Genomic DNA, 24944 nt, shown 5'->3' on the forward strand with positions numbered 1-24944 from the left:
CGATGACTCAAGAGCTCGACGCGCTGTACCAGGAGATCATCCTGGACCACTACAAGAACCCGCACCACAAGGGCCTGCGCGAACCCTTCGAGGCCGAGGTGCACCACGTGAACCCGACCTGTGGTGACGAGGTGACGCTGCGCGTCCACGTCGCCGGCGGCAAGGTCGAGGACGTGTCGTACGACGCCGTGGGCTGCTCGATCTCACAGGCGTCGGCCTCGGTGCTGACCGACCTCGTCATCGGCAAGCCCGTCGAGGAGGCGATGTCGATCCACGAGGAGTTCCTGACCCTGATGCAGGGCAAGGGCACCGTGGTGCCGGACGAGGACGTCCTGGAGGACGGCATCGCGTTCGCCGGCGTCGCGAAGTTCCCGGCGCGCGTGAAGTGCGCACTACTGTCGTGGATGGCCTGGAAGGACGCCACCGCCCGATCCCTGGAGGAGACCTCTCATGCCTGACCACTCTGACCTTCCCGACGTCCCCGAGGCCGCCCCGTCCGGCGGTGGCGGCGTCTCCACCGTGTCCGTGGACGACGTCACCGAGGCGATGAAGGACGTCGTCGACCCCGAGCTCGGTATCAACGTGGTCGACCTCGGCCTCGTCTACGGCGTGCACCTCGACGAGGGCTCCAACTGCGTCATCGACATGACGCTCACCTCCGCGGCGTGCCCGCTCACCGACGTGATCCAGGACCAGACCAACGGCGCCCTCGAGGGCCTGGTCAACGACGTCGCGATCAACTGGGTCTGGATGCCGCCGTGGGGCCCCGACAAGATCACCCCCGACGGTCGCGAGCAGCTGCGCGCCCTCGGCTTCAACGTCTGAGGGTCGAGTCCCCGACGTTTCGACCGGGGGCTCGGCTAGCGTCTCGGCATGCCTGTGCTCGTGCCCGCCGACCGGTTCGAGAGGTGGGTCGTCAACTTCCGGGGGCGGCACGGCGAGACCGGGCTCCGGGTGGTGGGCGGCGCCCTGACCGGCGCGGCGGAGGACGGGTCGACGTTCGCGGCGCGGCTGCCGTTCGATCGGCGGTACGACGGGGTCCCGGACCCGGCTGCGTTCCGGGCTGAGATGCACCTGCCCGAGGACTGGGGGGTGCTGCTCGTGCGGAAGGGCGGTTTCGCGGTCGCCCGGCTGCACGGCGCGACGATCACGGAGAGCAAGGTCGGGCAGCGACACGTCCAGGGCCGGACCAAGGCCGGGGGCCAGAGCCAGCAGCGGTTCGCACGCCGCCGGGACAACCAGGCGCGGCAGGCCTACGAGGCAGCGGCGGACCACGCGGCCCGCATCATCGGTGACCTGCGCGGACCGCTCGTCACCGGTGGCGACCGGCCGGCGGTCGAGGAGGTGCTCACCGATCCGAGGCTGCGTGCGCTGACCCCGGTCGAGCCGTGGCTCGCCGTGCCCGACCCGCGTCGCGGCGTCCTGGAGCAGGCCGTCGCCGACGCGCAGTCCGCGCAGGTGGAGGTGCACAACGCATGACGAGCCTGCTGCTGCTCGCCGACACGCACGTGCCCCGACGGGCGCGCGACCTCCCGGTCGAGGTGTGGCACGCGGTCGACGCGGCGGACGTGGTCGTCCACGCCGGTGACTGGGTCGACGTGGCACTGCTCGACGACCTCGAGGCGCGGGCGCGCCGGCTGGTCGCCTGCTACGGAAACAACGACGGACCCGCCCTGCGCGAGCGTCTCCGCGAGGTCGCACGTGCGGACATCGACGGGCTGCGCCTGGCCGTCGTCCACGAGACTGGTGGGCGGGACGGGCGCGAGCGTCGCTGCGCGTCGGCGTACGGCGAGGTCGACGTGCTCGTGTTCGGCCACAGCCACATCCCGTGGGACACCACCGCGGCCACCGGCCTGCGCCTGCTCAACCCGGGCTCGCCGACGGACCGGCGCCGCCAGCCGTACTGCACCTACATGACCGCCACGGTCGATGGCGGGCGGCTGGGTGAGGTCGTGCTGCACCGCCTGTCCTAGTGGCCGAGCTCGCGCTTCCGCTCGTCCCAGCGCGCCGCAATCGCCACCAGCTCCTCACGCACGAACACCAGGAACTCCCGGGACAGGTCCAGGCGGTCCTTCGCCTCGGGCGCGGCGACCGCCGCGGCCGCCGCGAACGCCACCTCGATCGCCTCGTAGGTCCGGTCGCCCTGGAGCAGCGCGCTGCGCCAGGCGTCGTCGTCCACGACGTAGACGTCGCGACGGGTGCCGCGCTCCCGCTCGCGCCGGGTCCAGCCCAGCTGCTCCAGCACCCGCACGGCGCCCGAGACCGCTGCGGGGCTGATCGCGAGCGCCTCGACGAGCTCTGCCGAGGTCATCCGGCCGTCGTCGACGAGCTGTGGCGGCTGTCGGCCCCGCAGCTCCAGTACGTCCCGGCCGTCCTGGTCCTCAGCGGCGTCGCCCGTCTCCTGTACGGCGTCGCGCCGCGACTGAGGGTCGCCGCGTGGCTCCCGCTCGCGCTCGCCGCGGTGGTGATGCTCTTCGGCGACCTGCTGTCGATCCCGCAGTGGGTGCTGGACCTCTCGCCGTTCGAGCACCTCGCCCTGGTGCCGGCCCAGAGCGTCGACCGGGCGGCGGTGGCGGGCCTGGCCGTGGTCGCGGCGCTCCTGAGTGTCGCGGGCCAGTACGCCTTCCGGCGGCGTGACCTGCACTAACGTGCGAGCCATGTGGCAGCCCAAGCCCGGGTGGGTCGCGATTCCCGGCGGCTCCGGTGGCTCGACGGTCGGCGTGTGGCGCACGGTGCTCGGGGACCAGGCCGTGGTCGTCAAGCGGATCGCCGCGCCCGTCGAGGGTGACCCGCCCGAGCTCTCCAGCCCGCGGCACTTCGCGTACTGGCGCCGTCCCGCCGACGTGATCACCGCCGGGCTCGTGGTGGACACCCCTGGCCTCCGCGCTCCGGCGCTCGGCGCGGTGGAGGAGGACCCGGAGGGCGTTACGATCACCCAGGAGTGGGTCGAGGACGCCGCCACCAGCGGCTTGTTCGTGGCGCACGCGCTGGGCCGGTTCGCCGGCGGGCACCTCGCGCCGGCGCCGTGGCTGGCCAGGAACCTGCTCCGGGACCGGATGACCCGGGTCGAGCGGCACGGCGGCTGGCGGACCCTCGCACGGACGACGGTCGCGGACGTCGCCGACGTCCTCTGGTCGCGCCGCGCCGAGCTCCTCGCCGCCGCCGACGCACTCGTGCAGGTCCCGACCCACGGCGACGCCGTACCCGCGAACCTGCCGGGGCGGGAGGGTGACGAGGTGGTCGCGATCGACTGGGCGATGCTCGGCACCGGCTCGGTCGGCTCGGACCTCGGCTACTACGCGCTCGCCGCCCGTGAGGAGCTCGAGCCACTGCTCGACGCGTACCTGATGGGCATGCCCGAGGGCCTCGCCACCCGCGACGAGGTGACGCTCGGTGCGCGGATCACCGCCGTCTACACGGTGCTGAACCGGGCCGAGTGGGCCCTGGCCCGGGTCGCCGGGGGCGAGGGCGCGCTCGCGGGGAAGTACCGCCACCCGTCCGTGGCCCCGCATCTGCGCGCGTTGCAGCGGCAGTTCCAGCACATCGAGGCGCTCGTCTCCTAGACGGCTCCGGGAGCGAACGTGTCACACGCCTGGAGCGTGCCCTGGTCGTAGCCGGTCCGGAACCACTGCACGCGCTCCTGCGAGGAGCCGTGCGTCCACGAGTCGGAGTCGACGCCACCGCCGGACCTCTGCTGGATCCGGTCGTCGCCGACGGCGGTGGCCGCGTCGATGGCCTCCTGGATGTCCTGCTGGGTCAGGTCGGAGATCAGCACGTTGCCGTCCTCGTCCTGGGTCGTGGTCGCGGAGTGGGCCCACATGCCGGCGTAGCAGTCCGCCTGCAGCTCGAGCTTCACGCTGTCGCTGTGCGGGCCCTGCTGGGTCTTGACCTTCGCCATGGTGCCGAGCAGGTTCTGGATGTGGTGCCCGTACTCGTGGGCGATCACGTACGGCTCCACGAACGCGCCGCTCGGCCCGCCCAGCTGCTTCTCAAGCACGTCGTCGAAGAAGGTCGTGTCGAGGTAGATGACCTGGTCGTTCGGGCAGTAGAACGGCCCGACGTCCGAGGTGGCCTGCCCGCAGCCGGTGCCGATGCCGCCGCTGAAGGTCTCCACCTTCTTCTCCGGGGTGAACGACGCCGACGACTGCGCGGGGAGCGTGTCCGACCAGTAGTCGTAGAGCGAGTTCTCGACCGCCACGCGGGCACAGTCGGGGTCGTTGTTGGCGTCCTCGCCCGTCTTGCAATGCTCGTAGCGGCCGGTGTCCGACATCCGCGAGTCGTCGTACCCGCTCGAGGAGGAGCCCCCGCCGGCCCACATGCTGATCGCGATGATCGCCACGACGATGATCAGTCCCGTGACGCCTCCTCCGGCGGCGAGACCGCCCGGGATCGGCATGCCGCCGCCACCGCCGCCGGCCGCTCCCGAGCGACCCGCGTCGCCCATCCGCCGCGTGTTCAGCCGCGCCTTCGGGTTGAACCGCATCCGACCTCCACGCCTGTGCCGATGTCCGGCGCCGTCCGCCGATGTTCGCCGATGTCAGGGAGGACCGTACCCACATCTAGACTTCGGACCCTCATGATCACCACCCACCAGCTGGAAGTCCGTGCTGGCGCGCGTCTGCTCATGGAGAACGTCAGCTTCCGCGTCGCCGCCGGCGACAAGGTGGGTCTCGTCGGGCGCAACGGTGCCGGCAAGACCACGCTCACGAAGATCCTGGCCGGCGAGGCGCTGCCCGCCTCGGGAACCGTCCAGACGACCGGCGAGGTCGGCTACCTCCCGCAGGACCCGCGGATCGGCAACCCCGAGGTGCTGGCCCGCGACCGGATCCTGTCGGCGCGCGGCCTCGACGACGCCGTACGCCGGCTCCGTCAGGCCGAGACCGAGATGGGGAGCGACGACGTCAAGGTCCGGGAGCGGGCGATGCGGCGCTACGAGCGCGCCGACGCGGAGCTGCACGCCGGGGGCGGGTACGCCGCGGAGTCGGAGGCGGCGCAGATCGCGCACAGCCTCGGCATCGAGGACCGGCTGCTCGCCCAGTCGCTGAAGACGCTGTCCGGCGGCCAGCGCCGTCGCGTCGAGCTCGCCCGGATCCTGTTCTCCGGCGCCGAGACGCTCCTGCTCGACGAGCCGACCAACCACCTCGACGCGGACTCGATCGTCTGGCTGCGCGAGTTCCTCCGGGCGCACAAGGGCGGGCTGATCGTGATCAGCCACGACAACGCGCTGCTCGAGGCGACGGTCAACCGGGTGCTGCACCTGGACGCGAACCGCGGCGAGATCGACGTCTACAACATGGGCTGGAAGGCGTACCTCACCCAGCGCGAGACCGACGAGAAGCGCCGCAAGCGGGAGCGGATGAACGCCGAGAACAAGGCGAAGACGCTCACCGACCAGGCGAACAAGATGCGCGCGAAGGCCACGAAGGCCCAGGCCGCGCAGTCGATGCTGAAGCGGGCCGAGAAGCTGATGGCCGGCGTCGAGGGGGAGCGGCAGGCCGACAAGGTCGCCCGGATCAAGTTCCCCGCGCCAGCGCCCTGCGGCAAGACGCCGCTGACCGCCGCCGAGCTGTCGAAGTCGTACGGATCGCTCGAGGTCTTCACCGACGTCGACCTGGCCATCGACAAGGGCTCCCGCGTGGTGATCCTGGGCCTGAACGGCGCCGGCAAGACCACGCTGCTGCGCATCCTGGCCGGCGTCGACCAGCCGGACACCGGCGCCGTGCTGCCCGGGCACGGGCTCAAGATCGGCTACTACGCCCAGGAGCACGAGACCCTCGACGTCGAGCGCACGGTGCTGGAGAACATGCAGAGCTCCGCGCCGCAGCTCACCGACACCGAGGCGAGGTCCGTGCTCGGCTCGTTCCTCTTCTCGGGCGAGGACGCGCACAAGCCCGCCAAGGTGCTCTCGGGCGGGGAGAAGACCCGGCTGGCGCTGGCGGCGCTCGTCGTCTCCAGCGCGAACGTGCTGCTCCTCGACGAGCCCACGAACAACCTCGACCCCGCCTCGCGCGAGGAGGTGCTCGCCGCGATCCGCAGCTACGAGGGCGCGATCGTCCTGGTGACCCACGACGAGGGCGCGGTCATGGCGCTCGAGCCGGACCGGGTGCTGATCCTGCCCGACGGCGTCGAGGACCTCTGGAACGCGGAGTACGCCGACCTGGTGTCGCTGGCCTGAGCCGTTGTCGGCGCCGCGTCCTAGGGTCCTTCCATGGACCCGAGCGTGGACCCCGACGTCGACCCCGACGTCGACCCCGACGTGGACCCCAATGTGGACCTCAGCGTGGACGCCGAGACCGGCCGCCGCGCGTTCGCCGAGTCGGTGACGTCGTTCGTCCGGGCGGTCGACGGCTTCGACGAGTGGGAGCTGCTCGGGGCGTCGCGCTGCCACGGGTGGACACGGCTGGACGTCGTCGTGCACGTCATCGCGGGCTGGCAGGAGATGCTCGGCGGCATGGTCTCGGTCGTCGACCGGGCGCCGACCGTCGACGCGGCGTCGTACTGGCCAGCGTTCGCCGCCGAGTACCGCCAGGACGACCCCGTCGCACCCCTGATGTCGCAACGTCGCCGCACCGCGGCCTTCGCGCGGCCGGCCTCGGCGCGAGCCGAGCTCAACGACGTCGCGGCGGCGGTCCAGCGCGGCTGTGCCGGCCTGGCCGACGCCTCCTACCTCTGGCAGGGCCACGTCTTCGCGGTTGGTGACTTCCTCACGATCTGGGCCGTCGAGGACGCGATCCACCAGCTCGACCTGCTGAGCGAGGAGCCCGTCCCGGACAGCGCGCTCTCCCTGACCCGCGCGACGATCGAGGCGCTCGCCGGCGGCCCGCTGCCGGCAGCGAGCGCCGAGGAGGCGGTGCTGATCGGTGCCGGACGGCTCCCGGTCCCCGACGGCCTGGGTGCCGTCGGGGAGCGACTACCGGCCCTCGGCTGAGGGCGACGGGGCGCACCCTAGGGTTCCGGGTATGGACGACACCACCCTCGAGCAGGCCGGGCTGAGGTACGACGTGACCGGCCCCGTCGCCACGATCACGCTGCACCGCCCCGACGTACGCAACGCGCAGACGCCGACGATGTGGCGCGCGCTCGCCGAGCTGGGCGCCTCGATCCCCGACGAGGTCCGCGTGGTCGTCGTGCGGGGCGAGGGCCACTCGTTCTCCGCCGGACTCGACCGCGCGATGCTCGACCCGACCAGCTCCGGTGACCAGGAGTCGGTCGCGGACCTGCTCGGCCTCTCCGACGAGGAGGTGTCGGCGACCATCGACGCCTACCAGCAGGGCTTCACGTTCCTGCGCGACCCGCGGTTCGTGTCGATCGCCGCGGTCCAGGGCTACGCGATCGGCGCCGGCTTCCAGCTGGCCCTCTCCTGCGACCTCCGCGTGCTCGCGGACGACGCGCAGCTCTGCATGAAGGAGTCAGCGCTCGGGCTGGTGCCAGACCTGACGGGAACAAAGCCGCTCGTCGAGAGCGTTGGATACGCCAGGGCGTTGGAGATCTGTGCGACCGCACGGATGGTCGGCGCAGCCGAGGCCGTGGACATCGGGCTCGCGCTCGCCGCCGTACCTGCCGGGGAGCTGGACGCGACCGTCGCGGATCTCGTCGGCGCCATGACCGCACCGCTGGCCGGCGCGGTCACCGAGACCAAGGCGCTGCTGCAGGGGGCCTCCGAGCGGAGCCTCGAGGAGCAGCGGCGCCTCGAGCGGGAAGCACAGACCCGGCGGTTCCGGGAGCTCGCAGCGTTGATGGGACAGTGACGGAGGAGGGCTCGTGTCAGGGATGGGGATGGGACCGGCGTTCCGGTCCCTGCGCGCCGACCGCAGTGCCGCGCAGCAGCGTCTGGCGCGCGGCACCGTGCGCCGCGTGTTCGCCTACGCCCTCCCACACCGTCCCCTGATCGTCCTCTTCCTGCTGCTGACCGTCATCGACGCCGGCCTGGTGGTCGTCTCCCCGCTGCTCGTGCAGCGGATCGTGGACGACGGCATCCTGGCCGGTGACGGCGGGCTGGTCACGGTGCTCGCGCTCGCTATGGCGGCGGTCGCGGTCGTCGACGCGGTCCTGACGGTGCTCATCGGCTACCTCTCCTCCCGCATCGGCGAGGGGCTCATCTACGACCTGCGCACCGAGGTCTTCGCACACGTGCAGCGCCAGTCGCTGGCCTTCTTCACCCGGACGCAGACCGGTGCCCTGGTCTCGCGCCTCAACAACGACGTGATCGGCGCCCAGCGCGCCTTCACCTCCACGCTGTCCGGCACGGTCTCCAACGCGATCTCGGTGGCGGTCGTCGGTGTCGCGATGCTGGCCCTGAGCTGGCAGATCACCCTGCTCTGCCTCGTGCTGTTCCCGGTGCTGTACCTCAGCTCGCGCTGGGTCGGCAGCCGGCTGGCGGGGCTGACCCGCCAGCAGATGGACGGCAACGCCGACATGGGCAACGTGATGACCGAGCGCTTCAACGTCGGGGGCGCGATGCTCCTCAAGCTCTTCGGGCGTCGCGAGGAGGAGGACCGCACGTTCGCGACCCGGGCATCCGTCGTCCGTGACCTCGGTGTTCGGATCGCGCTCGTCCAGCGCGTCTTCATGGCGGCCATGCTCGCGGTGCCGGCGCTGGCGACCGCGCTCGTGTACGGCGTGGGCGGTCACCTCGCCCTCGACGGGTCGCTGACCGTCGGCACCCTGCTCGCGCTCGCGACCCTGCTCGTCCGGCTCCTCGGCCCGCTCCAGGGGCTGTCCAACGTCCGCATCGACGTGATGACGGCCCTGGTCAGCTTCGAGCGGGTCTTCGAGGTCCTCGACCTGCCCTCGCTGATCGAGGAGAAGCCCGGCGCGGTTGCGCTCGCCCCGACCGCCTCGCGGCTCGAGTTCGACCACGTCGCGTTCTCCTACCCGCGCGCCGACGAGATCTCGCTGGCGTCCCTCGAGGTCATCGCGCGCGCCGACTCCCGCGACAGCGGCCCGGTGCTCTCCGACATCACCTTCACCGCTGAGCCGGGGCGGATGGTGGCCCTCGTCGGCCCGTCCGGCGCCGGCAAGACCACCATCACGCACCTGGTCGCGCGGCTGTACGACGTCGGGGGAGGAGCCGTGCGCGTCGGCGGGCACGATGTCCGCGACGTGACCCTGCAGTCGCTGGAGGACGTGGTCGGCTACGTCACCCAGGACGCCCACATGTTCCACGACACGATCCGCGCGAACCTGCTCTACGCCCGTCCCGGCGCCACCGACGAGGACATCTGGGCGGCCCTCGAGGCGGGACAGATCGCCGCACTCGTCCGCAGCCTGCCGGACGGCCTCGACACCGTCGTCGGCGACCGCGGCTACCGGCTGTCCGGTGGGGAGCGACAGCGGCTCGCGATCGCCCGGCTGCTGCTCAAGGCGCCGGCGATCGTGGTGCTCGACGAGGCCACGGCACACCTGGACAGCGAGTCCGAGGCCGCCGTGCAGCGGGCGCTCGACGCCGCCCTGGAAGGCCGGACGTCGCTGGTGATCGCGCACCGGCTGTCGACGGTCCGCAACGCCGACCAGATCCTCGTCGTCGACGAGGGCCGGGTCGTGCAGCGCGGCACCCACGCGGAGCTGCTCGCGGAGGGTGGGCTGTACGCCGACCTCTACCGGACCCAGTTCATGGAGACCCCGTCGGAGGACGTGTGGACCTCGGCCTGACCGACCGTGTCTACCTGGTCACCGGCGGCGCGCGCGGGCTCGGCCGGGCGACCGCCGACGTGCTGGTCGCCGAGGGTGCCCGGGTGGTGCTCTCGGGCCGGACCGAGGAGACGCTGGCCGCCGCCCGCGGCGACTCCGTCGAGATCGTGGTCGCCGACAACGCCGACACGGCCACCCCGCAGCGGCTCCTCGACGCCGCCCATGAGCGATGGGGTCGCGTGGACGGCGCACTGGTGAGCGTCGGTGGCCCGCCGAAGGGCCCGGTCACCGCGATCACCGACGAACAGTGGACGACGGCGTTCTCGTCGGTGTTCCTGGGCGCCGTGCGGCTCGGTCGGGAGATCGGCCGGGCGCTCCCGTCGGGTGGGTCGCTCGCGTTCGTGCTCTCCTCCAGCGTGCGCGCCCCGCTCGCGGACATGGCGATCTCCAACGGCCTGCGCCCGGGCCTCGCGATGGTGGCGAAGACGCTCGCTGACGAGCTCGGCCCGGCAGGCGTCCGCGTGAACGGGCTGCTGCCCGGGCGGGTCGGCACCGAGCGGGTCGCCGAGCTGGACGCCGCCGCTGACGACCCCGAGGCCGCGCGGGCGGCCGCGGTGCGGACGATCCCGCTCGGCCGCTACGGCGAGCCGGAGGAGTTCGGCCGCGTCGCGGCGTTCGTGCTCTCGCCGGCGGCGTCGTTCGTCTCCGGCGCCATGGTGCCGGTCGACGGCGGCATGCTGCGCGCGCTCTGACGCTCCTGCCGCTCCTGCTCGTAGGCGCGCTGGTACGCCGCGCGTACCGCCTGCTTCTTGGCGTTCTTCTCCGCGCGCCGCTGCTTGCGCTCGTCCGTGACCTTCTCGCGGGTCGACTCCTCGCCGCGGCTGCGGCTGCGCCACTCGTCCCACGCGAGGTAGAGGAATCCGGTGATCGCCAGCAGGCCGAAGAACCACCACTGCAGGCCGTAGAAGAAGTGCGGACCGTTGTCCAGCTCCGGCAGCTCCACGGGCTCCAGCCCCTCGGCGGCGTGGCCGTCCTCGGAGTGCAGCTCGACGAACCCGCCGAACACCGGGCGGTCGATGACCTGGCCGATCTCCTCGCTGGAGACGGCCCGCGTCGAGTGGTCCTCGACGGCGGTGCTGTCGCCGCTCGCGTCCGCGCGCACCCAACCCTCGACCGTGACGTCGCCGGCGGGCGGCTCGGGCAGGTCGGTCGGGCTGGTCCCCTGGTTGTCGGCGGCCATCCAGCCGCGGTCCACCAGCAGCGCGGTTCCGTCGGCGGTGACCAGGGGGACCACGGCGTCCACGCCCGACTGCCCGTCGCGGGTGCGGTAGCGGACGACCACGGTGTCGTCGGTGTCGTAGCTGCCGGTGGCCGTCACCAGCCGCCACTCGTCCCGGTCCGGCACCGCCGCCCCGGGCGCGAGGACGTCGGCGACGGGAGCGGGGGCGCGGTCCTCGTTGGCGCGGATGATGGCATTGCTGGCCTTGCGGTCGGCGAGGCGGTGGAACTGCCACTCGCCCAGCCACCAGGTGGCGTAGCACAGCACGACCACGATCAGTGCGAACAGCAGCCACCGCCGACTCAGCAGGAACCGGAACGACCGCACCCGTCGAGGCTATCCGGCGCCCAGCGCTCGCCTAGACTGCAGGGGTGGTGCAGACGAGGAGCCTCGAGGACCGGTTCGGCCGGGTCGCCACCGACCTGCGCGTGTCGCTGACCGACCGCTGCAACCTGCGCTGCTCCTACTGCATGCCCGCCGAAGGCCTGGACTGGCTGCCGACCGACGAGGTGCTCACCGACGACGAGGTCGTCCGGCTGGTCCGGATCGGCGTCGAGCTGCTCGGCGTGCGCGAGGTCCGCTTCACCGGTGGTGAGCCGCTGGTACGCCGCGGCCTCCTCGACATCGTCAGGCGGACCAGCGCGCTCGGGGTGGAGACGTCGCTGACCACGAACGCCCTCGGCCTGGCGAGGACCGCGCACGCCCTCGCCGAGGCGGGCCTCGACCGGGTGAACGTCAGCCTGGACAGCGTCCGGCGGGAGTCGTTCCGCACGATCACCCGGCGCGACCGGCTCCACGACGTGCTCGCCGGGCTGGCGGCGGCTCGGGAGGCAGGGCTCGGCCCGGTCAAGGTCAACGCCGTCCTGCTGCGCGGCGTGAACGATGCCGAGGCGCCGGAGCTGCTGCGCTGGGCGGTCGCCGAGGGCTACCAGCTCCGGTTCATCGAGCAGATGCCGCTGGACGCCCAGCACGGCTGGAGCCGCGACGGGATGGTCACCGCGGACGAGATCTTCGCGCGGCTCGAGGCGGAGTTCTCGCTCTCGCCGGCGTCCGAGCCGCGGGGGAGCGCGCCCGCCGAGCTCTTCCTCGTCGACGGTGGACCGGCGACGGTCGGCGTGATCGCCAGCGTCACGAGGCCGTTCTGCGGCGACTGCGACCGGGTCCGGCTCACCGCCGACGGCCAGGTCCGCAACTGCCTGTTCGCCCGCGAGGAGTCCGATCTCCGCGGGGCTTTGCGGTCGGGGGCCACCGACGAGGAGCTCGCGGACCGCTGGCTGGTCGCGATGGCCGGCAAGCGCGCCGGGCACGGGATCGACGACCCGACGTTCCTCCAGCCCGACCGGCCGATGTCCGCCATCGGCGGCTAGGACACCGTCCGGAAGGTCTTCCCGACGCTCAGTGCGGGACGACGTCCTTCAGGAACTGGCGCGCGGCGAGGAAGTCGGAGAGGGACTGGCGGTGCTCGTCACAGGCGAGCCAGGTCTTGCGGCGGTCCGGCGTGTGCAGCTTGGGGTTGTTCCACAGCAGCTCCCACACGGCCGGCTCCTGGCAGCCCTTCGCGGAGCAGATGGCGGGCTCGCTCATGTGCACCTTCCTGGGGAATGAGCGGTGCCGGACAGCCACGGGGGAAGCCGTCCGGCACCGCTGCGAACCGAGACGGGGGAGACTCGGCTCGCGCGGGAGATTCTGTCACGCGGCGGTTCGGAGTCCAAGCGTGTCAGTCGCGCTCCTCCGACGGATCCGCGCCGGATTCCAGCTCGGGTCGTCCGAACTGACCGTCCCGGAGCTCGAACCCGTCGGATCTCGATGCGGTCGCGTTGGCCATCACCACCGCGACGTACGGCAGGACCAGCGCCCCCGCGATGAAGATCGGCCACAGCCAGCCGAGGCCGGCGAGCGCCGCGACGATGGCGGCCACGAAGCAGACCGTGCGGATGCCCATCGACACGACGTACCGGCGCTGGCGCGCCGCGATGTCGGCGTCACGGCTCGACGAGGCCGTCGTGATGCGGACCGCCTCGTCCTGCTTCCGACGAAGGTCTCGGGCCATTGATCCATCGTACGTCGGTAGTGTCGGACCATGACGAATCGCACCTACCGAGTGACCGAGATCGTCGGCACCTCGCCCGACGGCATCGACGAGGCCATCCGCAACGGCGTCGAGAGGGCCGGCCGCACGTTGCGCCATCTCGACTGGTTCGAGGTCACCCAGGTCCGGGGGCAGGTGAAGGACGGGACCGTCGAGCACTTCCAGGTCGGCATGAAGGTCGGCTTCCGTCTCGAGGATGATTGATTCCCCGTACTCGGCGGTAGTCGCTAGCGTCACGTGACGTGAGCCCAGGAGACAGCACGGCCCAGGAGCCCAGGTCGGTCCTGGTGACCGGCGGCAACCGCGGCATCGGTCGCGCCATCGCGGAGGCCTTCGTGCGCAACGGCGACCAGGTCGCCGTCACCACACGCAGTGGCGGCGCCCCCGACGGCGCGCTCGACGTCCGGTGCGACATCACTGATCCGGCCCAGGTGGAGGCGGCGTTCGCCACCATCGAGGAGGCGCACGGGCCCGTGGAGGTGCTGGTCGCCAACGCCGGCATCACCGCCGACACCCTGATGCTGCGGATGTCCGACGAGGACTGGTCGACGGTGATCGACACCAACCTGACGGGCTCCTTCCGGCTCGCCAAGCGCGCCTCCAAGGGGATGCTCCGGCTCCGGCGGGGCCGGATCGTCTTCATCTCCTCGGTCGTCGGACTGCTCGGCTCGGCGGGGCAGGTCAACTACGCGGCCTCCAAGGCCGGCCTGGTCGGCATGGCCCGCTCGATCGCTCGCGAGCTGGGATCCCGGTCGATCACCGCGAACGTCGTCGCGCCGGGCTTCATCGACACCGACATGACGGGCGTGCTCAGCGACGAGCAGAAGACCGCGATCCTCGCGCAGGTGCCGCTGGGCCGGTACGGCGCGGTCGACGAGATCGCGGAGACGGTGCTGTGGCTGACCGGCCCCGGCGCGGCGTACGTCACCGGGGCGGTCATCCCGGTCGACGGTGGACTCGGAATGGGGCACTGACATGAGTGGAATCCTCGAGGGCAAGCGCATCCTCGTCGCGGGTGTGACGATGGACTCCTCGATCGGCTTCGCGACCGCGAAGGTCGCGCAGGAGCAGGGCGCGACCGTCCTCATCTCGAACTTCGGTCGCGCGCTCGGCATCACCCGCCGGATCGCGAGGCGGCTGCCCGTCGAGCCGCCGGTGCTGGAGCTGGACGTGACCGACGAGGAGCATCTCGCCGGCCTCGCCGACCAGGTGCGCGAGCACTTGGGCCCGGACGCCGGGCTCGACGGGGTGGTACACTCGATCGCCTACGGCAACCCGGAGACGCTTCTCGGCGGCAAGTTCCTCACCGGTCCGTGGCCGGACGTCGCGCAGGCCGTCCAGGTCTCGGCGTACTCGTTGATGTCGCTGACCCAGGCCTGTCGGCCGCTGATGCCCGGCGGCGGTTCGGTCGTCGGGCTGACCTTCGACGCGACCGTCGCCTGGCCGGCGTACGACTGGATGGGCGTGGCGAAGGCCGGGCTGGAGTCCTGCTCGCGCTACCTCGCGCGTGACCTGGGACCCGAGGGGATCAGGGTCAACCTCGTGTCCGCGGGACCCCTCAAGACGCTGGCCGCGAAGGCGATCCCGGGGTTCGAGGACCTCGAGGCGATGTGGAGCGACCGGTCGCCCCTCGGCTGGGACAACACCGACCAGACGCCCACCGCGAAGGCCGTGTGCGCTCTGCTGTCGGACTTCTTCCCGGCCACCACCGGCGAGATCGTCCACGTGGACGGCGGGTTCCACGCGATGGGGGCGTGAGCGTGAGTCGCCGCCTGGTGGTGGTGCGCCACGCGAAGGCCGAGCAGGGCGGGCCGACCGACTTCGAGCGTGCGCTCACCCCCCGCGGCCGCGCCGATGCCGCGGACGCGGGCGCCTGGCTCGCACGGCAGGGATTCACGCCCGACCGGGCCCTCGTGTCGGCCGCGACCCGCGCCCGGGAGACGTGGGCGTCGCTCACCGAGGGCGGCGGCTGGGACCTGGCACCCGACGTCGACCGCGGCCTGTACGCCGCCGAGCCCGACACGGTGGTCGACCTGATCACGCGGGTGGACGACGCGGTGCAGGCGCTCGTGGTGATCGGCCACAACCCGACGATGGCCTCCCTCGCCCAGCTGCTCGGCGACGGCGAGGGCGACCCGGAGCTCGAGAACGAGCTGCTCAGCGGCTTCCCGACCAGCGCGACGGCCGTCTTCTCCTACGACGGCTCCTGGGCCGACCTCGCCGAGGGGGTCGTCCGGCTGGTCGGCTACCACGTGGGTCGCGGCTGAGTCGCGGGCTCGCGGCTGACCGACGGCTGTCGCTTCACCATGGTCTCCGTTGAAGCTCGCACTTCCCACGGCGGGCAGGCCGTGGGAAGTGCCGGTTCGACGGGATCCCCTGGTGAACCCGGGACGAAGGCGCCTAGACCGGCGGCGCCGGCGTCACGATGCCCACCTCCGCGTCGGCGGCCTCGACCTCCTCGCGGCTGATCCCGAGCAGGTACATGATCGTGTCGAGGTACGGCACGTTCACCGCGGTGTCCGCGGCGTCGCGGACCAGGGGCTTGGCGTTGTACGCGATGCCGAGGCCGGCCGCGTTCAGCATGTCGAGGTCGTTCGCGCCGTCGCCGATCGCGATCACCGCGGCGTCGGGCACGCCGATCTCGGCGGCGAACTCGCGCAGCGCCGCGGCCTTACCGGCCCGGTCCACGACGGGACCGACGATCCGGCCGGTGAGCCGGCCGTCCACGATCTCCAGCTCGTTGGCGCGCGCGAAGTGGATGCCCAGGTCGGCGGCCAGCCGGTCGGCGATCTGGGAGAACCCGCCCGAGACGATGGCGAACCGGTAGCCGAGCCGGCGCAGGGTCCGCACCATGGTCCGTGCACCCGGGGCGAGCACGATCGCGTCGTACACCTCGTCGAGCGCCATCTCGGGCACCCCCTCCAGCAGCGCCACCCGCGCGAGGAGCGACTCCTCGAAGTCGATCTCGCCGCGCATCGCGGCCTCGGTGACCTTCGCGACCTCGGCCTCGCACCCCGCGTGGGCGGCGAGCATCTCGATCACCTCGCCCTGGATGAGGGTCGAGTCGACGTCCATGACGATCAGCCGGGTGCCGCGCCGCAGCAGGGTCGCGGGCTGCACGGCGATGTCGATGGACTGCCGAGCCGCCTCGACCGCGAGCACCGAGCGCAGCACCTCGGTGTCGGCCCCGCTGACGTGCAGGTCGATCGCGGTGACCGGGTAGCGCGCCATCCGCTCGATGCGGTCGATGTTGGCACCGGAGTCGGCGATCCGGCCGGCGACCGCGGCCATGGCGGAAGCGCGCAGGGGCGCGCCGATCACGGTCACGTGGGATCGTCCGGACCCGCGCGACCGGTTGTCGCCGACACCGCTCTCGACGTCGACGGTCATGCCGAGCTGCTGCGCCGTCGCCTGCACCGCATCGGTGGCCCGGCGGACGTTGCGGGGTGCGGTGACCAGCACGCCGAGGATCAGCCGGCCACGCAGCACGATCTGCTCGATGTCGAGCACCTCGACCCCGACACCTGACAGCGCGGTGAACACCGACGAGGTCACGCCGGGGCGGTCCTTGCCGCTGAGCGTGATGAGGAGGGTCTCCGGCTTCGCTTCAGTCATCTCGGTCGCGAGGCTATCGTCCGGCCGGCCCGCGCTCAGTGCGGCGGCCACACCTCGGGAGAGCAGGCCGCGGTCAGTGCCCCTCGTCCGGCCCGTTCGAGCGGGACGAGCGCGGCCCGCCGCTGCTGGATCTCGTACGCCGAGAGCGCGCCGCCGTCGTCCTCGAGCGCGAGCTCGACGATCGCGGTCGCCTGGAGTGCCCGTGCGGCGAGCTCGACGCACCGGGTGGGGACGCCGTCCGGCGCGTCGACCGCCTCCCGGTGCCGCAGGTCCAGTAGCCGGTCGGCGACCTCCGGACGCCAGCGTGCGACGTCGAGGTCGGCCAGCGCCTGCGCCGTCTCCAGCAGGCCGCTGCGCAGGGTCCGGTCGGCCTCGCCGACGTCCGGCAGCTGGCGGCGCCCGGCCGGTTGCACCGTCCAGACCACCGCCGCGCCCGTGCGACCCGGGACCAGCCCGAGTCCGGTTCCGTCGACGAGGACCGCCTCACCCACCTCGAGCGCGTCCCGGTTGAACTCAGCCGGCCCGCCGAGGCCGACCGGGTCGCCCTCGGCCGGGAACGCCGCCCCGAAGCCCGTCGCCCCACGCCGGCGCAGCGCGGCCAGTCCCTGCACGAGCGTCGCGGTGCCGTCGCTCTCCGGCAGACCCACCACGACGTGGGTGGCGTCCTCGCCGATGACGGCGTCCAGCACGAGGTCGGGGACGGCGTGCCCGCGCAGCCAGGCCGTGCCCCACCAGGCCAGGCGCGCGGAGGCGGGCAGCACGGTTGTCACGGCCGCCGAGGATACGCGCGAGCGTCGTACCGGCGGTCGATAGGGTGATCCACATGACCGCCGTGCTCGACTTCGCCGAGGTGACCATCCGGCGCGGGCAGGCCACCCTGCTCGACGGCGTCTCCTGGCGGGTCGAGGAGAAGGACCGGTGGGTGATCCTCGGGCCGAACGGCGCCGGCAAGACGACGCTCCTCCAGGTGGCGTCCGCCCAGATCCACCCGACCGCGGGGGTCGCCGGGATCCTCGACGAGGTGCTCGGGACCGTCGACGTGTTCGAGCTGCGGCCGCGGATCGGGCTGACGAGCGCGGCGCTCGGCGAGCGGATCCCGCGCTCGGAGCGCGTCCACGACGTCGTGGTGTCCGCGTCGTACGGCGTGGTCGGTCGCTGGCGGGAGGCGTACGACGAGCTCGACCACGAGCGTGCGAGCCAGCTGCTCACCGAGGTGGGCGCGGTGCACCTGGTGGACCGCACCTTCGGGACGCTCAGCGAGGGGGAGCGCAAGCGGGTGCAGATCGCCCGCGCCCTGATGGCCGACCCGGAGCTGCTGCTGCTCGACGAGCCGGCCGCCGGGCTCGACCTCGGCGGGCGCGAGGATCTGGTCTCCACGCTGTCCGTCCTGGCCGCGGACCCGGGGTCGCCGGCGACGGTGCTGGTCTCGCACCACGTGGAGGAGATCCCGCCGGGCTTCACGCACGCCCTGCTGCTGCGCGGCGGCCGGGTGGTCGCCGCGGGGCCGATCGCGGACGTCGTCACCGAGCACAACCTCGCGACGACCTTCGGGATGCCGCTCGTGCTGTCGCACGAGGAAGGACGCTGGAGCGCGCGTCGTCGTACCCGGCACAGATAGGCTCGGGTCATGGACTGGCTGAGCGAGAACGCCTGGGCCGCCTGGCTCGGGGTCGCCGCCGTCCTCGGTGCGGCCGAGCTGGTCAGCCTCGACTTGGTGCTGATCATGCTCGCCGTGGGTGCACTGGCGGGTGCGGTGACGGCCGTGCTGGGCGCCGCCGTGATCGCCCAGATCCTCGTGGCGGGCCTCGCCTCGATCGCGATGCTGGCGCTGGTCCGCCCCAACCTGGTCGCCAGGCTGCACCAGGGGCCGGACCTCCAGCTCGGCCACAGCAAGCTGGTCGGGCAGCGGGCGGTCGTGACCTCGCGCATCACCGGCCTGGCCATCGGCCAGATCAAGCTGGGCGGCGAGACCTGGTCGGCGGCGCCGTACGACGAGCACCTGACGATCGAACCGGGCGCGACCGTGGAGGTCTTCGAGATCCGTGGCGCCACGGCGTACGTACACCCGGTCGCCGAGCTCGGCGAATGACCGACCGATAGGAGATTTCCGTGCCGCTCGTCATCCTGATCCTGCTCGCACTGCTGCTGCTCTTCGTGGTGGTGCTGCTGGCGAAGACCGTGCGGATCATCCCGCAGGCCCGCGCCGGCGTCGTCGAGCGCTTCGGCAAGTACCTGAAGACACTGCCCGCCGGCCTCAACATCGTGGTGCCGTTCGTCGACAGGGTCCGCTACCTGATCGACCTGCGCGAGCAGGTGGTGAGCTTCCCGCCGCAGCCGGTGATCACCGAGGACAACCTCGTGGTCTCGATCGACACCGTCATCTACTTCCAGGTCACCGACCCGATCGCGGCGACGTACGAGATCGCCAACTACATCCAGGCGATCGAGCAGCTCACGATGACCACGCTGCGCAACATCGTCGGCGGCATGGATCTCGAGGAGACGCTGACCAGCCGCGACCAGATCAACTCCGGCCTGCGCGGCGTGCTCGACGAGGCGACCGGCAAGTGGGGCATCCGGGTCAACCGGGTCGAGCTCAAGGGCATCGACCCGCCGCCGTCGATCAAGGACTCCATGGAGAAGCAGATGCGAGCGGACCGGGAGAAGCGCGCGGTGATCCTGACCGCCGAGGGCTCGCGGCAGGCCGCGATCCTCACCGCCGAGGGCTCGAAGCAGGCCGCGATCCTGAACGCCGAGGGTGACCGCGAGTCGCAGATCCTGCGCGCCCAGGCCGACCGGGAGTCGCAGATCCTGCGCGCCCAGGGTGAGGGACAGGCGATCCAGACGGTGTTCCAGGCGATCCACGACGGACAGCCGGACCAGTCGCTGCTGGCCTACCAGTACCTCCAGATGTTGCCGAAGATCGCCGACGGCGACGCGAACAAGGTCTGGATCGTCCCGAGCGAGATCGGCAAGGCGCTCGAGGGACTCGGGTCGACGATGACGAACCTCCAGGGCATCCCGCAGAAGGTCGAGGGTCCGCTCAAGCGGGTCGACATGGGTCCGAGCGAGCCCCAGGAGCCGCGCTCCGACTCGGAGCTCAGCAAGACCAACGCGGCGGTCGAGGCGGCGATCGCCGAGGCGGCCAGTGCCGCCCACCCGGGCAGGGGCGCCGCTGCCGCGGAGGCGGCCGAGACCGACCCGGCCGTCAACCCGGGTGAGGTGCCGCCCGCCCAGTGACGCCGTTCGAGGTCGTCGCGATCCTGCTCGCCGGGGTCGCGGCCGGGACGATCAACACCGTGGTGGGGTCGGGAACGCTGATCACGTTCCCGACCCTGCTGGCGTTCGGTGTCCCGCCCGTCACTGCCAACGTCTCGAACACGATCGGCCTGGTGCCCGGATCCGTGTCGGGCGCGATCGGCTACCGCCGCGAGCTCGACGGCCAGCGCCCTCGCGTGCTCCGGCTCAGCGGGGCCTCGTTGCTCGGCGGTACGGCGGGCGCGGCCCTGCTGCTGGTGCTGCCGGAAGGCGCGTTCACGGCGATCGTGCCGGTGCTGATCCTGCTCGGCCTCGTGCTCGTGGTGTTCCAGCCGCGGATCTCCGCCTGGGTCGCCCGCCGCCACGAGGGCATCGGCGGCCTGCCGTACCACGGCACGTGGTGGGTGTGGCCGGCCGTGTTCGTGACCGGCGTGTACGGCGGCTACTTCGGCGCGGCGCAGGGCGTGCTGCTGATGGCCGTGATGGGCATCGGCATCAACGAGACGCTCCAGCGCCTCAACGGCGTGAAGAACGTGCTCGCCGCGCTCGTGAACGCCGTCGCCGGGCTGATCTTCGCGATCGTCGCGCCCGTCGACTGGTGGGTCGTGCTGATCATCGGCATCGGCTCGGTGATCGGCGGCCAGCTCGGCGCGACCGTAGGCCGCCGACTGCCGAGCGCCGTGCTGCGCGTGGTGATCGTCGTGGTCGGCGTGGTTGCGCTGTCGGTGTTCCTGCTGACCTGACCCGGTGGATCAGCGCTTGACGAGCGCGAGGAGACCCGAGCCCACGGCACCGACCGCGGGACCCATCAGCGTCATCGCGGTCTTCCGCGAGACCGTGCCGTCCTGCATCGCGAGGTAGCCGGTCGCCCCGTCGGCCGCGTCGACCACGATGCCGAGGCCGATCATGCCCTTGCGGGTCCGGCCGCTGCTCATCAGCGTCGCGAGGCCGAGCGCGACCTCGCGGACGCCGAACAGCCGCGTGACGTAGGGGAGCTGCGGGTTCGACACCGGGTCGAGCTGGAAGAGGCGGGCGGCACGCTCCGGGTCCGCCACCGCCACGGCACCGACCGCGATCCGGCCGAGGGACAGTCCGATCACAGGGTTCATGGTGTGCACGCTAGCGGCCTCGTGACAGGCTCGGGTCATGGACCTGTACGACGTCATGCGCACCACCCCGGCCGTACGCGAGTTCACGGCGGACCCGCTGCCAGACGAGACGCTGCGCAGGATCCTCGACAACGCCCGGTTCGCACCCAGCGGCGGCAACCGCCAGGGCACCCGGGTGATCGTGGTCCGCGACCCCGCCACCCGCGAGCGGCTGGCCGAGCTGAACAAGCCCGGCGTACGCCGCTACGTGGCCCAGATCAAGGCGGGCCAGAGCCCGTGGAACCCCCTCGAGGCGCCGGCCGCTTCCGAGGCCGAGATCGAGGCGACCGAGGTGCCGGAGTCGTTCACGAAGCCGGTGCTGACTGCGGCCGCCGTCCTGGTCTTCGTGGTCGACCTCGGCGTCGTCGCCGCGTTGGACCAGCACCTCGACCGGATCGGCCTGATCAGCGGGGCCTCGGTCTACCCGCTGGTCTGGAACACCCTGCTCGCGGCGCGCAACGAGGGATTCGGCGGCACCATCACCACGATGGCGGTCGCCCAGGAGCCGGCGGTGAAGGAGCTGCTCGGGCTGCCCGACCAGTACGCCGTCGCGGCGGTCGTGCCGATCGGCAAGCCCGTCCGCCAGCTCACGAAGCTCCGCCGGGTCCCCGTGGAGGAGCTGGCCACGCGGGAGCGGTTCGACGGCGCACCGCTCTGACCCCGGGGTCCTGTCACCGCGCGGGCGGTGGGCGAGCCGCCGACGGCGCCGGGAGGCAGGCCCCGGCCGATCCGGTCAGCCGGCGACGTACGACGACAGCCAGGTGCCCAGCTCGGCGTACGCCGTGGCGCGCGGCTCGGCCCGCGACAGCACCACGTCGTGACGAGCGCCCTCGATGGCGACGTACGTGACGTGGCTGCCGATCGCGGTCGCCCACTGCCGGATCTGCGGGACCTCGAGCACGATGTCGTAGCCGTGGGCGTCATCGCCCATCTCCCGGGGCCAGCGGGTGCCGGCGGAGGAGAGCACCAGCACGGGGCAGCCGACGTCGAGCCCGGTCTGCAGCTCGTGGTGGCCGAGCCGGATCGCCCGCAGCCAGCCGAACGTGACCGGGAACGAGTCGAGCGGCTTCCAGTCGGTGTTGAACATCCACTCGCCGTCGTGGTCGACGTGCAGGCTCCGGCCGTAGTGACCGCCGACCGTGCGCGGGATCACCCGCTTCGGCTGCCGCGCACCGACCTGCTTGATCACCGTGGTCCCGATCCCGCGGATCATCGCGCCGCCCTGCATGTCCAGCCACGGCGAGTTGAGCGCCATGCCAGCGATGGCGGGCCGGCGTTCGTCGGCCCACAGCGCGGCGATCAGGCCGCCGGTCGAGTGTGCGCTGATCACGACGTGGTCGTGGCCGTCGCGCTCGACCACCCGCTGGAACGCCGCGTCCAGGTCGGGGAAGTGCTGGCGCAGGTCGGTGACGAAGTTCGGCGTCTGGTGGGGACGCAGGGAGCGGCCGTACTTGCGCAGGTCGACCGCGTAGAAGTCGTAGCCGCGCTCGTTCCACCACTCCGCGTAGTCGGTCTGGAAGAAGTAGTCGCAGAACCCGTGCACGTGCAGGACCGCCCGCCCGGTGGGCTCCGGCGGCCGGCGTACGACGAGCGTGACGACGACCGGTCCCTCCTCGTCGGGCGGGAGGCTGATGGTCTCGGCCAGGTACGGCTCGCCCAGGACGTCGGGCACGAGCTCGTCGAACGCTCCACGGGTCATGGCGAAATTCTGTCAGCCCGGAGCCGGAGCGCCACCGCCGGCTCGTTGGACGTCACCAACCAGGCGCGGCCGGGGCGCATCCAGTACGCCAGGGAGCGCGGTGTGTCGACCGTCCAGACCAGCAGCGGCAGGCCGTGCCGACGGGCGAACCGGCGCACCCGCAGCCGGGCCAGCCAGTGGTGGGCGACGACGATGTTCGCCCGCGAGTGCCGGTAGCGGACCCCCGGCCAGAGCTCGGAGGCGCGCACCTTCGCCATCTGCCAGAGCGCGAACCCCGGCACGCCGCGACCCAGCGACAGGCCCACCATCAGGTGGTGCCCGTGGGCGTCCGACCAGTCGCGGACGGCGCGCACCCCGTCGTCGTGGCCGGTGGTCACCAGCATCCGGTCCGTGCCCAGCCGGTCCACGGCCAGCGCCACGGCCGCGACCTCGTCGCCGCGGAACTTCAGGTCGAGGTGCACCCGGCTGCGGCCGGCGATCAGATCGAGCGCGTCGGCGTACCGGAGCACGTCGGGCGGCGCCACGTCGACCGGGTCGTGGTGGAGCACGAGCGCTCCGTCCGCGGTGCGCTGCACGTCGATCTCGACGTAGTCCGCGCCCAGTGCGATCGCGGCCTCGATGTCCGCGCTCGTGAGGCAGCGGTGCGCGCTGACGAGCGTCATCGACCGGTCGCGTACGCCGCCGCCGCGCGGACCAGCCCGGCCAGCAGGCCGACGTCCGCGGCGGTCTCGGGGTGCCACTGGACGCCGACGCAGAACCGCGGGCCGGGTGCCTCCATGGCCTCCAGCGTGCCATCCGCGGCGTGGGCGACGGCGTCGAACCCCGGGTGGCTCCGCACCGACTGGTGGTGATGGCAGTTCACCGACAGCCGCTCGCCCACGAGGCCGGCCAGCCGGGTGCCCGCGACGGTCGACACGGTGATCGCGCCGAACTCGTCGCCGCCGGGGGAGTGCTGCTCGTGGTCGACGAGGTCGGGCACGTGCTGGTCCAGCACGCCGCCCGCGTGCACGGCCATCACCTGCATGCCGCGGCAGACGCCGAGCACCGGCAGCCCCGCGGCGCCGGCGGCGCCGAGCAGCGCCGACTCCCACGCGTCGCGGTCGGCGCGCCAGCTCGCCGTCCTCGGGTGCGCGTCCTCGCCGTACCGGCCGGGGTCCACGTCGGCACCCCCGCTGATCACCAGGCCGTCGAGGCGGGCGACGACCGCGTCCGCTGCGCCGGGCTGGCCCACGGGAGGAAGCAGGACCGGTACGCCGCCGGTCGCCTCGACCGCGGCGGCGTACTGCGTCGGGAGCAGGTCAGCCCGCTGGTCCCAGACGCCCCAGGCCGCCTGTTCCCGGTAGGTCGTGAGACCGATGAGGGGCGTGCTCACAGCGGCGTGACGTAGGCCCCGGAGATGCCGCCGTCCACCAGGAACGTGTTGGCGGTCATGAACGAGGAGTCGTCGGAGGCGAGGAACAGGACGGCAGCCGCCATCTCCTCGGGCTCGCCGAAGCGACCCATCGGCACGTGCACGAGGCGCCGGGCCGCGCGCTCCGCGTCCTTGGCGAAGAGGTCCTGGAGCAGCGGCGTGTTGACCGGCCCCGGGCACAGCGCGTTGACGCGGACGCCTTCACGTGCGAACTGCACGCCGAGCTCACGCGTCATCGACAGCACGCCGCCCTTCGAGGCGGAGTAGGAGATCTGCGAGGTGGCCGCCCCCATCACCGCGACGAACGACGCGGTGTTGATGATCGAGCCCCTGCCCTGCTCGAGCATGTACGGCAGCGCGGCCTTGCAGCAGAGGTACACAGACGTCAGGTTGACCTCCTGCACCTTGCGCCACGCGTCCAGGTCCGTGTCCAGGATCGAGTCGTCCTCGGGCGGGCTGATCCCGGCGTTGTTGAACGCGATGTCGACCGAGCCGTAGGTGTCCTTCGCGGTCCGGAAGAGGGCGTCGACCTCCTCCTTCGACGTCACGTCCACGTGCACGTACGTCGCGACGGACTCGCCGCCGAGCCGGTCGGCGAGCTGGTGCCCGCGCTCGTCGTCGATGTCGCCGATGACGACCTTCGCGCCCTCCTGCACGAACCGCTCGACCGTCGCGAGCCCGATCCCGGAGCAGCCTCCGGTGATGACCGCGACCCGGTCCTGGATTCTCCCTGCCACGTTGGCACCTCTCTGGTTCGGTACTTCCCGGCCTCTTCTGGCACTTCGGGGGTGTTGCAACGCCCGAGAAGTGCCGGG

Annotated in this window: 33 protein-coding genes; 21 read left to right on the plus strand and 12 right to left on the minus strand. The window is 72.2% G+C overall.

What is annotated here, in order from left to right:
* The first annotated feature begins 2 nt into the window (after positions 1-2).
* Genes sufU through ACVW2K_RS15240 form a run of 4 tightly spaced genes read left to right on the plus strand, consistent with a single transcriptional unit; the run spans position 3 to position 1973 of the window.
* Positions 3-458 carry a Fe-S cluster assembly sulfur transfer protein SufU gene (gene sufU / locus ACVW2K_RS15225; RefSeq protein ID WP_457203093.1) on the plus strand — a complete coding sequence of 152 codons (456 nt, stop codon included), beginning with the start codon at positions 3-5 and terminating at the stop codon, positions 456-458.
* Entirely contained in the window at positions 451-825 is a 375-nt protein-coding gene (locus tag ACVW2K_RS15230) for a metal-sulfur cluster assembly factor (protein ID WP_028638376.1), read from the plus strand. Before sufU ends, ACVW2K_RS15230 begins: the two co-directional genes overlap by 8 nt.
* A gap of 48 nt (positions 826-873) precedes the next feature.
* On the plus strand, positions 874-1479 hold the full coding sequence (locus ACVW2K_RS15235) for an acVLRF1 family peptidyl-tRNA hydrolase (protein ID WP_457203094.1): 606 nt from the start codon (positions 874-876) through the stop codon (positions 1477-1479).
* A complete protein-coding gene (locus ACVW2K_RS15240; RefSeq protein ID WP_457203095.1) occupies positions 1476-1973 on the plus strand; it encodes a metallophosphoesterase family protein in 498 nt (165 codons plus the stop codon). The genes ACVW2K_RS15235 and ACVW2K_RS15240 overlap by 4 nt, the downstream gene beginning before the upstream one ends.
* Here the strand turns inward: ACVW2K_RS15240 and ACVW2K_RS15245 are convergent.
* Positions 1970-2311, minus strand: a complete 342-nt coding sequence (locus ACVW2K_RS15245) for a MarR family transcriptional regulator (RefSeq protein ID WP_197025372.1) — start codon at positions 2309-2311, stop codon at positions 1970-1972. The two genes, ACVW2K_RS15240 and ACVW2K_RS15245, sit on opposite strands and share 4 nt — an antisense overlap.
* A gap of 150 nt (positions 2312-2461) precedes the next feature.
* Here ACVW2K_RS15245 and ACVW2K_RS15250 point away from each other — a divergent pair, with 150 nt between their 5' ends.
* Positions 2462-2647 carry a hypothetical protein gene (locus ACVW2K_RS15250; protein ID WP_457203096.1) on the plus strand — a complete coding sequence of 62 codons (186 nt, stop codon included), beginning with the start codon at positions 2462-2464 and terminating at the stop codon, positions 2645-2647.
* Positions 2648-2657: 10 nt separating this feature from the next.
* Complete coding sequence (locus tag ACVW2K_RS15255; RefSeq protein WP_457203097.1) at positions 2658-3563, plus strand: phosphotransferase; 906 nt, start codon at positions 2658-2660, stop codon at positions 3561-3563.
* Here ACVW2K_RS15255 and ypfJ read toward each other — a convergent pair.
* Positions 3560-4483: a KPN_02809 family neutral zinc metallopeptidase gene (gene ypfJ, locus ACVW2K_RS15260; RefSeq protein WP_457203098.1), complete on the minus strand. Its 924-nt coding sequence runs from the start codon at positions 4481-4483 to the stop codon at positions 3560-3562. The genes ACVW2K_RS15255 and ypfJ overlap by 4 nt on opposite strands.
* A 93-nt stretch (positions 4484-4576) precedes the next feature.
* Here ypfJ and ACVW2K_RS15265 point away from each other — a divergent pair, with 93 nt between their 5' ends.
* Genes ACVW2K_RS15265 through ACVW2K_RS15285 form a run of 5 tightly spaced genes read left to right on the plus strand, consistent with a single transcriptional unit; the run spans position 4577 to position 10382 of the window.
* The gene (locus ACVW2K_RS15265; protein ID WP_028638371.1) at positions 4577-6175 is read left to right on the plus strand and encodes an ABC-F family ATP-binding cassette domain-containing protein; all 1599 of its coding nucleotides are present in this window, start codon (positions 4577-4579) and stop codon (positions 6173-6175) included.
* A 33-nt stretch (positions 6176-6208) separates the two neighbouring features.
* On the plus strand, positions 6209-6928 hold the full coding sequence (locus ACVW2K_RS15270; RefSeq protein ID WP_457203099.1) for a maleylpyruvate isomerase N-terminal domain-containing protein: 720 nt from the start codon (positions 6209-6211) through the stop codon (positions 6926-6928).
* Between the two features lie 31 nt (positions 6929-6959).
* Positions 6960-7748: an enoyl-CoA hydratase/isomerase family protein gene (locus ACVW2K_RS15275; RefSeq protein WP_457203100.1), complete on the plus strand. Its 789-nt coding sequence runs from the start codon at positions 6960-6962 to the stop codon at positions 7746-7748.
* Positions 7749-7770: 22 nt separating this feature from the next.
* On the plus strand, positions 7771-9651 hold the full coding sequence (locus ACVW2K_RS15280) for an ABC transporter ATP-binding protein (RefSeq protein WP_457204076.1): 1881 nt from the start codon (positions 7771-7773) through the stop codon (positions 9649-9651).
* Entirely contained in the window at positions 9636-10382 is a 747-nt protein-coding gene (locus ACVW2K_RS15285) for an SDR family oxidoreductase (protein WP_457203101.1), read from the plus strand. Before ACVW2K_RS15280 ends, ACVW2K_RS15285 begins: the two co-directional genes overlap by 16 nt.
* Here ACVW2K_RS15285 and ACVW2K_RS15290 read toward each other — a convergent pair.
* The gene (locus ACVW2K_RS15290) at positions 10268-11236 is read right to left on the minus strand and encodes an SURF1 family cytochrome oxidase biogenesis protein (protein WP_457203102.1); all 969 of its coding nucleotides are present in this window, start codon (positions 11234-11236) and stop codon (positions 10268-10270) included. The genes ACVW2K_RS15285 and ACVW2K_RS15290 overlap by 115 nt on opposite strands.
* Before the next feature lie 44 nt (positions 11237-11280).
* On the opposite strand from ACVW2K_RS15290, the gene moaA reads away from it, so the two are divergent.
* Positions 11281-12276 (plus strand): GTP 3',8-cyclase MoaA, encoded by a 996-nt coding sequence (gene moaA, locus ACVW2K_RS15295; RefSeq protein ID WP_028638366.1) that lies wholly within the window; start codon positions 11281-11283, stop codon positions 12274-12276.
* A gap of 28 nt (positions 12277-12304) precedes the next feature.
* On the opposite strand, the gene ACVW2K_RS15300 is transcribed toward moaA, so the two are convergent.
* The gene (locus ACVW2K_RS15300; RefSeq protein WP_028638365.1) at positions 12305-12493 is read right to left on the minus strand and encodes a hypothetical protein; all 189 of its coding nucleotides are present in this window, start codon (positions 12491-12493) and stop codon (positions 12305-12307) included.
* A 133-nt stretch (positions 12494-12626) separates the two neighbouring features.
* Positions 12627-12959, minus strand: coding sequence for a DUF3099 domain-containing protein (locus tag ACVW2K_RS15305; protein WP_457203103.1), 333 nt, complete (start codon positions 12957-12959; stop codon positions 12627-12629).
* 30 nt (positions 12960-12989) lie between these two features.
* On the opposite strand from ACVW2K_RS15305, the gene ACVW2K_RS15310 reads away from it, so the two are divergent.
* Genes ACVW2K_RS15310 through ACVW2K_RS15325 form a run of 4 tightly spaced genes read left to right on the plus strand, consistent with a single transcriptional unit; the run spans position 12990 to position 15265 of the window.
* Positions 12990-13202, plus strand: a complete 213-nt coding sequence (locus ACVW2K_RS15310; RefSeq protein WP_028638364.1) for a dodecin — start codon at positions 12990-12992, stop codon at positions 13200-13202.
* Positions 13203-13240: 38 nt separating this feature from the next.
* A complete protein-coding gene (fabG, locus tag ACVW2K_RS15315; RefSeq protein ID WP_197025371.1) occupies positions 13241-13972 on the plus strand; it encodes a 3-oxoacyl-ACP reductase FabG in 732 nt (243 codons plus the stop codon).
* A 1-nt stretch (position 13973) separates the two neighbouring features.
* Positions 13974-14756: an enoyl-ACP reductase FabI gene (gene fabI / locus ACVW2K_RS15320; RefSeq protein WP_457203104.1), complete on the plus strand. Its 783-nt coding sequence runs from the start codon at positions 13974-13976 to the stop codon at positions 14754-14756.
* Complete coding sequence (locus tag ACVW2K_RS15325; RefSeq protein ID WP_457203105.1) at positions 14753-15265, plus strand: SixA phosphatase family protein; 513 nt, start codon at positions 14753-14755, stop codon at positions 15263-15265. The genes fabI and ACVW2K_RS15325 overlap by 4 nt, the downstream gene beginning before the upstream one ends.
* A gap of 133 nt (positions 15266-15398) precedes the next feature.
* Here the strand turns inward: ACVW2K_RS15325 and serB are convergent, their stop codons facing one another.
* Both serB and ACVW2K_RS15335 read right to left on the minus strand, forming a co-directional pair.
* Complete coding sequence (serB, locus tag ACVW2K_RS15330; protein ID WP_036571183.1) at positions 15399-16613, minus strand: phosphoserine phosphatase SerB; 1215 nt, start codon at positions 16611-16613, stop codon at positions 15399-15401.
* 35 nt (positions 16614-16648) lie between these two features.
* Positions 16649-17383, minus strand: a complete 735-nt coding sequence (locus tag ACVW2K_RS15335; protein WP_457203106.1) for a hypothetical protein — start codon at positions 17381-17383, stop codon at positions 16649-16651.
* Positions 17384-17436: 53 nt separating this feature from the next.
* Between ACVW2K_RS15335 and ACVW2K_RS15340 the strand changes: the two genes are divergently transcribed.
* From ACVW2K_RS15340 to ACVW2K_RS15355, 4 genes are read left to right on the plus strand one after another with little or no spacing between them, the layout of a single operon-like run.
* Complete coding sequence (locus ACVW2K_RS15340; RefSeq protein WP_028638358.1) at positions 17437-18231, plus strand: ABC transporter ATP-binding protein; 795 nt, start codon at positions 17437-17439, stop codon at positions 18229-18231.
* Between the two features lie 9 nt (positions 18232-18240).
* Complete coding sequence (locus ACVW2K_RS15345) at positions 18241-18702, plus strand: NfeD family protein (protein WP_457203107.1); 462 nt, start codon at positions 18241-18243, stop codon at positions 18700-18702.
* 20 nt (positions 18703-18722) lie between these two features.
* The gene (locus tag ACVW2K_RS15350; protein WP_457203108.1) at positions 18723-19853 is read left to right on the plus strand and encodes an SPFH domain-containing protein; all 1131 of its coding nucleotides are present in this window, start codon (positions 18723-18725) and stop codon (positions 19851-19853) included.
* Complete coding sequence (locus ACVW2K_RS15355; RefSeq protein WP_457203109.1) at positions 19850-20614, plus strand: sulfite exporter TauE/SafE family protein; 765 nt, start codon at positions 19850-19852, stop codon at positions 20612-20614. The genes ACVW2K_RS15350 and ACVW2K_RS15355 overlap by 4 nt, the downstream gene beginning before the upstream one ends.
* 9 nt (positions 20615-20623) lie before the next feature.
* On the opposite strand, the gene ACVW2K_RS15360 is transcribed toward ACVW2K_RS15355, so the two are convergent.
* The gene (locus ACVW2K_RS15360; protein ID WP_197025370.1) at positions 20624-20980 is read right to left on the minus strand and encodes a DUF4267 domain-containing protein; all 357 of its coding nucleotides are present in this window, start codon (positions 20978-20980) and stop codon (positions 20624-20626) included.
* Between the two features lie 37 nt (positions 20981-21017).
* Between ACVW2K_RS15360 and ACVW2K_RS15365 the strand changes: the two genes are divergently transcribed.
* Positions 21018-21677 carry a nitroreductase family protein gene (locus ACVW2K_RS15365; RefSeq protein ID WP_457203110.1) on the plus strand — a complete coding sequence of 220 codons (660 nt, stop codon included), beginning with the start codon at positions 21018-21020 and terminating at the stop codon, positions 21675-21677.
* A 75-nt stretch (positions 21678-21752) separates the two neighbouring features.
* Here ACVW2K_RS15365 and ACVW2K_RS15370 read toward each other — a convergent pair whose 3' ends face one another.
* From ACVW2K_RS15370 to ACVW2K_RS15385, 4 genes are read right to left on the minus strand one after another with little or no spacing between them, the layout of a single operon-like run.
* Positions 21753-22718, minus strand: a complete 966-nt coding sequence (locus ACVW2K_RS15370; RefSeq protein ID WP_457203111.1) for an alpha/beta hydrolase — start codon at positions 22716-22718, stop codon at positions 21753-21755.
* Positions 22715-23380, minus strand: coding sequence for a glycerophosphodiester phosphodiesterase (locus tag ACVW2K_RS15375; protein WP_051549378.1), 666 nt, complete (start codon positions 23378-23380; stop codon positions 22715-22717). The genes ACVW2K_RS15370 and ACVW2K_RS15375 overlap by 4 nt, the downstream gene beginning before the upstream one ends.
* Positions 23377-24090: a gamma-glutamyl-gamma-aminobutyrate hydrolase family protein gene (locus ACVW2K_RS15380; protein ID WP_457203112.1), complete on the minus strand. Its 714-nt coding sequence runs from the start codon at positions 24088-24090 to the stop codon at positions 23377-23379. Before ACVW2K_RS15380 ends, ACVW2K_RS15375 begins: the two co-directional genes overlap by 4 nt.
* Entirely contained in the window at positions 24087-24866 is a 780-nt protein-coding gene (locus tag ACVW2K_RS15385) for a 3-oxoacyl-ACP reductase (protein WP_457203113.1), read from the minus strand. Before ACVW2K_RS15385 ends, ACVW2K_RS15380 begins: the two co-directional genes overlap by 4 nt.
* Positions 24867-24944: the final 78 nt, after the last annotated feature.

The organism is Nocardioides sp. HB32 (genome assembly GCF_054058995.1).